Origin of the sequence: Aquiflexum sp., assembly GCF_041751335.1 — a bacterium.
Classification (GTDB): domain Bacteria; phylum Bacteroidota; class Bacteroidia; order Cytophagales; family Cyclobacteriaceae; genus Aquiflexum.
In genome coordinates this window covers 15,322-27,221 of sequence record NZ_JBGSXS010000010.1, presented here as the reverse complement: position 1 = coordinate 27,221, position 11,900 = coordinate 15,322, and the positions used below count along the sequence as shown (strand labels likewise).

General features: G+C 38.1%; 12 protein-coding genes. 5 read left to right on the top strand and 7 right to left on the bottom strand.

Translation table 11 applies throughout. The features are described from left to right. The 3 genes from ACEW8U_RS00320 to ACEW8U_RS00310 form a co-directional block, all read right to left on the bottom strand. Window positions 1-545, bottom strand: a 545-nt coding sequence (locus ACEW8U_RS00320) for a hypothetical protein (protein ID WP_373520033.1), incomplete at its 3' end; no start/stop codon positions are given. 56 nt (window positions 546-601) lie between these two features. Beyond that, window positions 602-1,321 carry a DNA alkylation repair protein gene (locus tag ACEW8U_RS00315; protein ID WP_373520032.1) on the bottom strand — a complete coding sequence of 240 codons (720 nt, stop codon included), beginning with the start codon at window positions 1,319-1,321 and terminating at the stop codon, window positions 602-604. A 125-nt stretch (window positions 1,322-1,446) separates the two neighbouring features. Beyond that, window positions 1,447-3,879: a TonB-dependent receptor domain-containing protein gene (locus tag ACEW8U_RS00310; protein WP_373520031.1), complete on the bottom strand. Its 2,433-nt coding sequence runs from the start codon at window positions 3,877-3,879 to the stop codon at window positions 1,447-1,449. Window positions 3,880-4,420: 541 nt separating this feature from the next. On the opposite strand from ACEW8U_RS00310, the gene ACEW8U_RS00305 reads away from it, so the two are divergent. Next, window positions 4,421-4,690, top strand: coding sequence for a hypothetical protein (locus ACEW8U_RS00305; protein WP_373520030.1), 270 nt, complete (start codon window positions 4,421-4,423; stop codon window positions 4,688-4,690). 39 nt (window positions 4,691-4,729) lie between these two features. On the opposite strand, the gene ACEW8U_RS00300 is transcribed toward ACEW8U_RS00305, so the two are convergent. The 4 genes from ACEW8U_RS00300 to ACEW8U_RS00285 form a co-directional block, all read right to left on the bottom strand. Then, window positions 4,730-5,599, bottom strand: a complete 870-nt coding sequence (locus ACEW8U_RS00300) for a nucleoside phosphorylase (RefSeq protein ID WP_373520029.1) — start codon at window positions 5,597-5,599, stop codon at window positions 4,730-4,732. A 10-nt stretch (window positions 5,600-5,609) separates the two neighbouring features. Further along, window positions 5,610-6,575 carry a rhodanese-related sulfurtransferase gene (locus ACEW8U_RS00295; protein WP_373520028.1) on the bottom strand — a complete coding sequence of 322 codons (966 nt, stop codon included), beginning with the start codon at window positions 6,573-6,575 and terminating at the stop codon, window positions 5,610-5,612. A 167-nt stretch (window positions 6,576-6,742) separates the two neighbouring features. Beyond that, window positions 6,743-7,378 carry an acetyltransferase gene (locus ACEW8U_RS00290; protein WP_373520027.1) on the bottom strand — a complete coding sequence of 212 codons (636 nt, stop codon included), beginning with the start codon at window positions 7,376-7,378 and terminating at the stop codon, window positions 6,743-6,745. A 56-nt stretch (window positions 7,379-7,434) separates the two neighbouring features. Beyond that, complete coding sequence (locus ACEW8U_RS00285; RefSeq protein ID WP_373520026.1) at window positions 7,435-8,730, bottom strand: DUF2851 family protein; 1,296 nt, start codon at window positions 8,728-8,730, stop codon at window positions 7,435-7,437. 183 nt (window positions 8,731-8,913) lie between these two features. On the opposite strand from ACEW8U_RS00285, the gene ACEW8U_RS00280 reads away from it, so the two are divergent. The 4 genes from ACEW8U_RS00280 to hemE all read left to right on the top strand — a co-directional run bounded on the left by ACEW8U_RS00280 (window position 8,914) and on the right by hemE (window position 11,691). Beyond that, window positions 8,914-9,495, top strand: a complete 582-nt coding sequence (locus ACEW8U_RS00280; RefSeq protein ID WP_373520025.1) for a hypothetical protein — start codon at window positions 8,914-8,916, stop codon at window positions 9,493-9,495. Between the two features lie 3 nt (window positions 9,496-9,498). Beyond that, window positions 9,499-10,014: a hypothetical protein gene (locus ACEW8U_RS00275; RefSeq protein WP_373520024.1), complete on the top strand. Its 516-nt coding sequence runs from the start codon at window positions 9,499-9,501 to the stop codon at window positions 10,012-10,014. A gap of 106 nt (window positions 10,015-10,120) precedes the next feature. Beyond that, window positions 10,121-10,654: a hypothetical protein gene (locus tag ACEW8U_RS00270; RefSeq protein WP_373520023.1), complete on the top strand. Its 534-nt coding sequence runs from the start codon at window positions 10,121-10,123 to the stop codon at window positions 10,652-10,654. Window positions 10,655-10,665: 11 nt separating this feature from the next. Next, entirely contained in the window at window positions 10,666-11,691 is a 1,026-nt protein-coding gene (gene hemE, locus ACEW8U_RS00265; RefSeq protein ID WP_373520022.1) for a uroporphyrinogen decarboxylase, read from the top strand. Window positions 11,692-11,900: the final 209 nt, after the last annotated feature.

Genomic DNA, 11,900 nt, shown 5'->3' with positions numbered 1-11,900 from the left:
CCGGGATCCATGATCCAGGGCATGGCGGGACCTGATGGTTTTAGGGGCAGGCCGGTGCTTGCTTCGGTAGCCCAAGGGATATAAACCACGTATCGGAGATAGGAGTCTTTGACTTCTCCGGTTTGGAGGTTGTAATTTTCGGCGTCTGCGGACAATACAAAAAGGGTAGCCCCATCTTTGGGCATTTTGAGTTTGCCGTTTTTCACTTCTTCCTCTCGGATGTCAAATATATCCTGAAAACCTTTCCCTTCTTTCTTCAATTGTCTTCCCCTTTCCATAAAAGGTTCCAGCCCAATATGGTAGCAGGAGGCATTGAAGCCTGGACTTTTTGGATCATCGGCCAGACAGATCAATTCATTGGTTCCCTTTCTCAACACGATAAATTCTCCTTTATCATTATAACCATAGACCATTGCGCCTTCTCTTTTATCTTCAGGTGCAGCCAGAAGGGCAGTTTTTATCTGTATTTCCTTGCTGGGAATTGTTTGGGAAAATGCAGGAAATGAGATAATGGAAAGCAGCAAAAATAAGACGGGGGTTTTCATGGGATTTAGTGGTTTTGTTATTCTACTAATTTAGAAAAAATATCAGCAAGGAAAGTCTATTTGGCCATAAACATTTCCCTGACCTTTAAATCAAATTTTTCTATGGCATAGCGAAGCATTGTTCTAGGCATTTTTTTATAATGCTTTTTTAAAAAATCATACTCGGTTTCATAATCCCGGTTCCCGACCTCTCTCAGCATCCAGCCTACAGCTTTATGGATCAAGTCATGTTTGTGGGAAAGCAAGATCTCAGAGATTTTGAGGGTTTCATTAAAATCATTTTTTCGGATAAAATAAAAGGTGCTGATAATGGCTATCCGTTGGTCCCAAAGATTAAAGGAATTGGCAAGGTCATATAGCAGTGTCCTGTTTTTATCAAATAGCCATGAACCCAAAATCAGATGGGCCGAACTGTCGACCAAATCCCAATTGTTTACAGATTTCCTATTGGAAAGGTAAAAATCCACACATTGTTTTTTTTCAAAGTCAGTTTTTGATTTTTCATAATTGAGTACAAGGATGAATATGGCGGTCAATCGCACCTCATGGTATGGAGAGGCAATCAAAGTCTCCAAATCCTTTTTCCCAGTTTCTTTCCAATATTTCTTCGCTATTTTTCTTTGGGCAGGGACTTTTACACCTAGGAATTGATCTCCTTCACCGTATTCACCTTTTCCTGTTTTAAAAAAGCGCGTAAAAAAAAGTATCTTCTCCTTATCTGAAGCCAATTTAAGTTCTGAGATAATTTGTTCCGAAATATTAATTTTAGAGTTCATTTGTGAAGTAGTGATGACTTAAAAATGAATTTTCTTAAAGATAATTTTTTGTTGAGGCTTTTAAATAATAAAACCTCCAAATAAAATTTATTTGGAGGTGGATATTTTAATATTAAGAATTCAAATTAAAAATCCATGTCTTCCATATCCTCCCTATCACCATCTCTTTTACCATTTTTATCTCTGAATCCCCCAAACCTATATGTGAATCCTAGTGTGCCTATTCTGGTTTCCCTGTTGAAGGCTCTATTGTAGACAAAACGTGAGTCAATAGTTTTAATTCTAAATATCTGGGTATTGAATACATCACTCACATTCAGACTTACCGTGGCTTTATTGTTCAGGATATCTTTTCTCAACCCAATATTCAAACCCCAATAAGGTTCAATTTCTCCTTGTGGAAAGACAATCGGTCCTCTATAATTTCCTTGAACCTGTACAGAAAATAGCTTTGGTATGGCCATTGTAGACAATAAATTCAATGTCCAGCTAAAATTGGAGTTATTAAACCCTTCACCTAGATTATCTCCAAATATCTCAGCGTAAAAGAAGTTTCCTGTTAAAGCCAAGTCAAACCAATCAGTCACTTGAATCTGATTGACCAACTCCAATCCCGTATTTTTTCTGATATTGGCATTTTCTCTACTTTGAACTGTGATATTGTCATCTAGTAGGGTGATGATTCTGGTTTGCACATTTGTGGAATATCTATGGTAAAGTGTAGCATTTAAAAGGTATCTAGACCATCCTTTCATGTATCCAAATTCATAGCTATCTGTTAATTCAGGTTGGAGTGTAGGGTTGCCCACAGAAAAATTCATTTGATCCCTAAGGTTATAGATGGGAGAAAGTGCCCAAATATTGGGTCTTGAAATTCTTCTGCTGTAATTGATAGAAATTTCCTGTTCTTCACCTAGGATGTAGGAAGTGTAAACACTTGGAAATAAATTGAAATAATTATTGATGAATTCTTCTCCAGAGCTTTCTAACTGACCCAAAGTTCGGGTATATTCACCTCTAAGTCCGACCTGATATCCAAACTTATTTAATCTGTTTCGGTAGATTAGGTAAGATGCGTAGACATCTTCATTAAACGTATACATGTCATTTAAAGAATCAATCGGGACCGGATTAAAGTTATTTGATGCCATTCCTTGCGCAAAAGATTGGTCTCTTTTCCATTCTCCAAAGGTTCCTTTTACTCCTGCTTCTAATTTGCCCGTTTCTCCAAGAGGATTTTCGTAGTCCAATTGAAATATGGAAAAATTGCTTTCCCTTATGCTTTCATCCAATTGGGTCAGACTGTTTTCAGGGACAAATTCATTAAATGAGTTGAAGAATGTCTGGTCTGTAAACTGTGATTGATCTCTATTGTCGTAAGCATATGAAATGGAGGTATTTAATTTTTTTCCAGTTGAATCCAAATCTAGGGTATAATAGATACCAGTTTCAAAATTGAGCCGGTTACTGGTTTCAAATCTATCTCTACTGAAAATACTGTCTAATTCATTATTGAAGTTTAGATTGTTCTGAAGCGTAAGTTCATCTTCCGTTTCACTTCCAAAATTTGCTTGGGCATAAACGCCAAGAACAGCATTGTCCGTAATGTTATAATCCATCCCTGTTCTGACTAAAGAACCCCTACGTTTCTCAATTTCATCGCCTTCCTCTTCCAGAAATCTGGATATACCCGCCAAAAAATTCTCTCTTCGGCCCTCGGCTATTCTAAACCGTCTTCTGTCCTGAAAGTCAAAGGAGGCAAAATAATTTACTTTATTCGTTCTATAATTAAGGTTTATTCCAGCCTGGTATTTATCCCTCGTTCCGATTGATGCATTTACCTGACCATTGAAACCCAAGTCCTGATTCTTTTTTAAAATAATGTTTATTATTCCGCCCACTCCTGCAGCATCATATCTAGAGGAAGGATTTGTAATCAGTTCCACTGATTTTATACTGTTTGCTGGGAATTGGGATAGTATGTTGTCTGTATCTGAGGAAGAAAGATTGGAAGGTCTTCCATTAATATAAATCAACACTTCACCACTTCCCCGCATCGATATCCCTCCCTCTTCATCTACCTGAATGGATGGCAACGTTCCCAAAAGTTCAGCTGCTGTTGCCCCTTCGGCGACAATACTGTTTTCTACATTATAAATTCTCTTATCGATATCACTGGTGAAGATTGAAGATACGCCTTCTACCACTACTTCCTGAAGGTTAGTGGCATCTGTCTTTATTCTGATGTTACCGACATTAAGAATATTTTTGTCGCCGACAGAAATATTTTTGAAGCCACTTTCATAACCAATAAAGCCTGCTCTTAAAATATATTCACCACTTTCTGATTCAAATGAAAATAATCCATCCAGATCACTCATTGCTCCTGTTACCAGAGAAGAATCTCCGGGATTGAGCAGGGCAATATTGGCAAATTCCATTGGCTGATTGGAGTTTGCATCTGAAATTTTCCCCTTGATAGTGTATGTCTGTGAAAAGGAGTTATAACTGAAAAGTGTGAAATTTAAAATTATTAAATAAAATAAAATAGGTCTCATTATTATACTTTTTTTATAGTTGGTGTAATCTGAAATATATTGTGATAATTAAATAAAATCAGGTTTTTATGAAGTTGAAATTTTATATATTCATTAAAAACAAAATTAAATTCCAATACACTGGTTTGACAATTAGAATAGAAGAAAGTTTAAATTTGATTTTACCTAATTTTTTCTTGCTTTTATGCAATGTTGTACCTAACAAGAAAACGCCGAAAAAGTGATTTGGTTCAGGAGATACATGTATATACAATTAATTTCTTTGGGCTGTATATGTCGTACATGAATGGTAAGGTCAAATCAGCTTAGAAGAAGCAATTGTCTCATTAAAAATCAACGAACCAATGATTTCTCGGATAATTGAAGGTAGTTCATTCAAAGTAAATGAAATTGCTTTCTGGTCAAGTTCGAAAAAATAAATAGATACTTATTCAGTTAAACATTTGCAAATCCAATAATTATGTAACAATAACAATAAATAGGTATTGTTAAGTTTATGTAATTCCGTTATTTTTGAAATGGTATTTAAATTATTTTAACTATGAATATTGACTGCACTTTTGGAAAGTTTAAAATTATTCAAACCGTATCGGATGATGAAGAATTATTGATTTTGTCAAAATGGGATTGCCTCAAAAATTTTTTTGCCAGTAGCAGGATTTTTTTGGTCAATCAGAAAGAAGCGGTTTTTGGCGTCTACCTCAATAAAAAGGAGTGTCTTGAAACCATCGATGTACTGATAAAAAACATTGATTACAAGGATTGGGACAATTTACATTTGGGAAGTGACCATTTTATTGTGAAAAATTAGATCTTAAAGATATATCAATCTGTTTTTATCTGTTGCAGCTTAATTTTCTACCAGTTTATTTAATGTTCCCTGGATGAGTCTGTCCACAATATCATAGGCATCGGCAGCAAATTCATGCGTAATCCTATTGGCTACTATAGCATTGAGGCTGAGCATTTCATGGCCCAGCATCCTTCCCATAGCATAATATCCGGCTGTTTCCATTTCAAAGTTTGTCATTTGGAATCCATCAACATTTAAAGATGCCAATTTTTCGATAATGTTCGGGATTGCTGGCTTAAGCCTTACCTCTCTACCTTGAGGGCCAAAAAATCCGGGACAAGTGACTGTATTTCCGTGGATCAACCCCTCGCCCAAAAGTTTCAGTAAAGTAGCAGAGCCCTCAATGCAATAAGGTTCAAATGAAATCCCAAGTTCCGCTTTGATTTTTTCACCAACTTCCCTTTCCAATGCTGTCTTTTTTATATTGTAGAAAGACATCAAAGAATCCAGTCCAATACCGTACTTAGAGGCCAACATCGAACCTGCTGGAATATCGGTTCTCATACTCCCAGAAGTGCCTATTCTGATAATGTCAAGGCTAGTGTGTTGTTTTTTAGGTATTCTGGTCTGCAGGTCAATATTGACCAAAGCGTCCAATTCGGTCATAAAGATCTCGATATTGTCGGTTCCCATGCCTGTACTGATGGCAGTGATTCTTTTTCCTTTATAAGTCCCAGTGTGTGTTACGAATTCCCTTTTGGAAATCTTAAACTCAATCTCATCAAAATACTGGGACACCTTTTGAACCCTGTCCGGATCACCTACGGCAATAACAGTTGAAGCCAGGTGCTCTGGCTTCAAGTTTAAATGATAAATGCTTCCGTCAGGATTTAGGATCAGTTCCGACTCGGGAATTCTTTTGTCCATGATTGGTTTGTTATACTTTTTCTTTGTCCTTACGTCTAATTAATCCCTTCAAAGGATTGTACCCATTGGTGTTTTTCTGATAGTAACCAGTGCCGGTGTACATTCTTTTTTCAGGATGATCTTTGCATTCAACCGAACAAGCACCATCCATTTTCCAGCCGCATTTTTCGCAGATTGGCAAGTGTTCGTTACAGCTTGGGTTGGCACAGTTGACCATTCGTTCAGATGCTGTACCACAGATATGACAGGTGGAAATCACTTTGGGATTGACCTTATTGATATCAACAGCAATCCTGTTGTCAAATACATAACATTTACCTTCAAAGTCTTCTCCGCCTGCTTCCATACCATATTTGATTATACCGCCATGAAGTTGATAGACATCTTTGAACCCTTGTTCCAGAAGGAAGGCAGATGCCTTTTCACATTTGATACCACCTGTGCAGTAGGTCAATATTTTTTTGTCCTTCAGGTGATTAAGTTCCTTTACCTTTTCCGGAAAATCCCTGAAATTTTCCATGTCTAGGGTAAGGGCATTTTTAAACCTGCCCAGTTCATGTTCGTAATTGGACCTGACATCGAGAATCACTACATCATCTCGATCTTTGAATGCTTTGAATTCCTCCGGTTCTAGATGCTTTCCCGTCTTAATATTAGGGTCCAGATGGCGGAGGCTACTGTGGACGATTTCAGGTTTGACACGCACATGTGTTTTTGCAAATGCATGGGTAGCATGTTCGTCTATCTTGAATTGGGTTTTTGCAAAACGTGAATCCGAATGGATATAGGCAATGTATTTTTCACAATCCTCCTTTAGACCGGATACGGTACCATTGAGTCCTTCAGGAGAAATGATGACACGCCCCATGATGTTGTTTTCAATGCAGAAGATATGGTGTTCTTCCCTGTAGGCTTCTGTGTCCTCGATAGTAGCATAACAGTAATAAAGCAGGATATTGTATTGTTTATTTTCCATAACTAAGGCCCTGTTTCAAGCAGGGTGTTTTGGTTTATAAGATTTTAGTCCCGATAGCTATCGGGATTATAAGGCAGATTTTAGATTGGGGAATGGATGCCCTTGATTCAATATTTTGATTGTAATTTCTTTTTGGTCGCTTTATGGGATTTAATGAATTTGATGGTTTATTTGACTTTTGCAGCGGGATTTCCGAAAACAGTTTCTCCGTCTTTGACATCTGAGATGACCACTGATCCGGCTCCAACCCTCGAGTTTTTGCCCAAAGTCACTCCGGATACCACAATTACGCCTGAACCTATAAAGGCCCCTTCTTTGACAGTTGCATTGGAGTTGACAACTGCCCCGGCGCCGATTTGCACAAAATCACCGATTTCTGCACCATGATCGATTATTGATCCAGAATTGAAAATGCAGTGACTTCCGACTTTTGCGCCGGCGCCAATATTGACTTTTGCATTGATAAAGTTACCGTGTCCAAGGTTGGCGTCGGTGGAGATGTAGGAAGTTTCATGGATGGCATTGATGGGTTGTACTTTCCGCTTATCGTTGAGCATTTTGACTAGAAACTGACGGTATTTGTTGTCATCTACGGCTACGAATGCTTCTGTTTTTTTTCCGATCAATTTGAGGAATCCATCATCTTCGGGGTGTCCAAGCACGGGGACCACATTGATCTCCGTACCGTGTAGTTTTTCATCCTCATCCAAAAATCCAAAAACAATGACTTTATTGCTGTTGAAGATTTCGAGTGCGGGATGGGCTATTCCTCTAGCCCCAAGTATGATGACAGGTTTGTCCATGATTTTTTTAATATTCGGATCGCAAAAGTACAGTTTATCGGACTTTTAACCAAAAATCATTTCCTTTCCGGTTTCAGGAGATTTTGGCCGATTTTACAGTCCAGACATTTTTTTGGTTTGCAATAGTCTTGGTAAAGTCCGATCATTCCTTGTGTATCAAAGGCATTTTGAGCCTCCCATGAATGAACTGAATACTTCCTTATAATAAAGTTGTCTTCGGCGGATACCTCTTGGAGCAGGTCAAAAGATTTTTCTTTCCATTCGGGTTCCTGAATGTATTGGCCATAGGCAAACCACAAAGGAACGATGAAGTTGATGGTGAGCAGCTTTAAAGTGTTATTGCTGAGTTTCTTGGATAATCTTTTTTGAGTGGGTTTGTCAATCCCAAAGTGTTGTTGCCAATATTCAGGGATATCTATTTCGAATACCTTTTTGAAAATTTCAAAATTCGCCGAAAAGTTGAGGATGGCTGAAAATAGGCTTGGGTTTTGACAAAGGATCTGAGCCAATTGTGCAATCCTCACGGCAGGGAAGTTTTGAGGCCTTATGCCCATCATCTTCCACTCATGATGGTGGATGATTTTTTTCAACCCGTATTTTCGTTGATAAAAATCATACTCTTTTTCCAGGAACTTTCCATACTCGTCCTGTGGGTTTTCAGGAATCAGGTCTGCCTGTCCAAGCAAAATGGCCTCAATGATTGAGGACTGACGACCATGTTTCTGCAATGTTTTGTATGGAATGCTCTCCGCCAACCTCAACATGGGTATGGCATTGGTCTTGAACCCAAAACATTGAAATAGCCACCTATAGGTACTTTCTTCCCAATCATTATTGGTGCTTTGCAAAATCCCTTTCAGTTGTTCGGATTTTTTTTCCAACCGCTCCACAAGTGCTTTTTCCAACATAGAGAACTTGATGATTGATTTTATCTCTTTCAATTCCTGACCACATAAGATCTCATCTTTGCGGCTAACCAGTCTCTCATAATTCCGCAATACATCCAGCCATATTTTTCCTTTTAGCTCCAAAGTTGGAATCAGCGTTCCATCATTTCGGTGGATGGGTCGGTCCTCTTCCCAAACCACATGCAAAACCACTGAGTTGTACCTTTGGTCGGCATCATGGTCATGTTGTTTCCATTCGGAGGATTTTCGATGCACTTCTACATGCCCTGCATGTTCCAGTTTACCGATTTTGATTTGAGCTTCTAAAAAATCAGGGCCTTCATGAAAATTATGAAAACCGATTTTTTTCACTTCTATCGGCAGTCCCGCTGTTGTCTTCAACTGCCCTTTATCGAAATATTGGTATTTCCATACCCGCTGTAGAAAATCTTCCTGAAAATCCATATCAAAAATTGTTTTAAAAATAAGTGAAACTCCAAACTGAAAGACACCTTTAATTTAGAAAGTTTTTGTCTTTTTTGAAACTATTATATAAAAACAATAAAACATGGCTTCTATAATGTCTTTTTCAACAAAGGCCTTAATTTTGCTTACTTAAATTTCGAGAAAACACAAACCAACATTACTGTGAAAAAAATTATTCTTTTGGCAATGGCCTTTCTTCCATTGATGGTATTTGCTCAAGAGCCCGGAATTGGGCTAAGATTGGGAGAGCCTTTATCAATCACCTACAAGACATTCCTTGACGATCAGATCTCCATCGAGGGAATGATCGGACGTGGAGGTCCCAATAGTGCCCAATATTACAGACGCTCTTTTGAAAATAACCGTCCAACTTCAAATGCCTTTTATTTTGGACACAGTACTTCTAATTCGGTGTCTTTCAATATCCGAGGAGCCTACCATGAAGATTTTACCAGTGATCTTGGTATTGAAGTCGGGTATTTGTTGGGCTATGCGGGGGTGGGTGCCCAATTGAGATCTGTGATGGTGGATTATTCTTACACGGACACCTCTATATCACCTAATTTACTGAGAGAAAGCAGAAGAAATATGGATTTTGGTCCTGAAATCTTCGGTGGAGCGGAGTATTATTTTGATGAATTACCCATCAGTGTTTTTGGAGAAGTTGGATTATTTATGGAATTGATTGACAGGTTTGGACATTTGAGGTTTCAAGGGGCCCTAGGTGTCAGGTATTTATTCTAAAGAATGAAGAAAAAAATAATAGGAGTGATAGTAATTCTTTTTATTGTTGCTGTGGTCTGCTTATTTTACCTGTTAGGTGGCTTCAACACGATTCACGTTGAAATTGAGGATTTGGGCCAAATCGAACTCTCTGGTGTTCAATTTAGAGGGCGGCCACAAGATGAAGTTTTGAGAGAGGCTTTCCAGCGCATAGAGGATTTGAAAAAGCAAAACCCTGAATCCACATTACATACCATTTATTTCTCTGAGCCTTCCGGCAAATTGGATACCATGGAAGTGTTTGTTGGATTGGAATCGAAATGGATAATGAATGAGGAGGGGTTAAAGAAAGTCTCTTTGGAAGCGAAGAGCGCTATTGTGGCCACTATTGCTGCCCATCGTTTTGTGATGCCCGGTCCGTTGAAAGTTAAAGCCAAAATGGAAGCGTTCGCTAAGAACCATGGGCTACCAAAACCCGAGATATTTGTGGACCGGATTATTGGACCTAATGAAGTAAAAGTTATCGGGCTTGTTAAATAAAGAATATTTGGATTAGTTTGATGAATCAATTGAATTATTACAAACAACTAAAATAAGGAAAATTTCGTCTAAAAAATTAATTCTCCTACATCTAAATAAAAATCCTATGAAAAAATTAGTTGCATTAATGTTAGTGGGAGGGTTTGCCCTCCTTCACGCTTGTGTCGGACCGATGGGACCTCCAGGACCTCCAGGACTTCAAGGTTTGGACGGAGAGGTGTTATTGGGAGAAGCTTTTGAAGTGGATGCGAATTTCACTGAGGCAAATAATTATACGGAAGAATTTTCTCTTACTCCACCTATTTTTGCGAGTGATGTTGTACTTGTATACATCAGATGGGAAACGTTAAACGGCAATACTATTTGGAGACTTCTGCCTCAAACAGTCTTTTTTGACGAAGGTGTGCTCGTGTATAATTTTGATTTTAGCAGGGTTGATTTTGCTTTATTCTTAGAAACGACTTTTGATCCTTCATTACTCAGTAACGATTGGACTAGAAACCAAAAGTTCAGAATCATTATTTTACCCGCTGAGTTTGGAAGTTCAAAGATCGATTTACATGACTATGATGGTGTAATGAATTTACTCGGCTTGTCAGAAAGCGATATCGTTAATTTAAAATCAAAAAATGAGAATTAAATCTGGGCTGCATGCAATTGAAAAATGACTTATTGTTAAGGGCGGCCAAAGGTGAACCTGTAGAACGGACCCCTGTTTGGTTGATGCGTCAAGCTGGAAGGATACTGCCTGAATATAGGGCTGTTCGAGACAGTGTAAGTGGATTTATTGAATTGGCCCAAACTCCGGAGTTGGCGGCAGAGGTAACCATTCAGCCTGTTGATCTTTTAGGCGTAGATGCTGCCATTATTTTTTCGGACATCTTAGTAATTCCTGAAGCCATGGGGCTTCCTTATGAGATGGTTGAAAAAAAAGGGCCTTTTTTCCCTGAAACAATAAAGTCTGCTTCCGATCTTAATAATCTAAGAATTGCAAATGGAACGGATGACCTAAGGTATGTGATTGATGCCATCCGGATTACAAAGAAAGCTTTGAATGGCAGAGTTCCTCTTATCGGATTTGCCGGAGCGCCATGGACAATATTTGCTTATATGATAGAAGGTTCAGGAAGTAAGACTTTTTCAAAAGCCAGGGCGATGTTGTACACTGAACCTGTTTTGTCCCATAAGCTCCTACAAATGATCACCTATAGTACAATCAATTACCTAAAAGCGCAAATTGTTGCAGGCGTCAACTTGGTACAGGTTTTTGATAGTTGGGCTGGAATACTTCCTCCGGATCAATACATGGAATTTTCATTGCCTTATATATCTCAGATCTGCGATGCTATTCATGATGTGCCAAAGACAGTTTTTGCCAAAGGGGCTTTTTTTGCAAGGGAAGAAATGGCCCAGTTGAATTGTGAAACTATTGGTTTGGATTGGAACATGGGGATCGAGGAATCAAGAAAAAAGATTGGCCCAAACAAAACCCTGCAAGGAAACTTGGATCCCGCTGCATTGTATGGAAGTCGTAAGCAAGTTGAGGAAGCAACTATAGTCATGATGGAAAAATTCAAAGGTTGTAGGCATATTGCCAACCTAGGTCATGGTGTTTACCCCGATATTGATCCTGAAATGGTCAAAATCTTTATCCAAACGGTAAAAGATTATAGGTAATCGTAAAATTTATCATTTACTCATTTAAAAAGGAAGGTGTTGAACCTTCCTTTTTTTGTTATTGTCAAAATTTTGACTGTAATTTTAGAAATTTTGTAAAAATTCCTATTATTGGTTATTTTTTAACCTATATATGCTTAAAAACATTGTATTTTTTAAAAAATGTGTTAATTTTCCAACTTAAAATCAGTATAAAAATGTAAAAAATA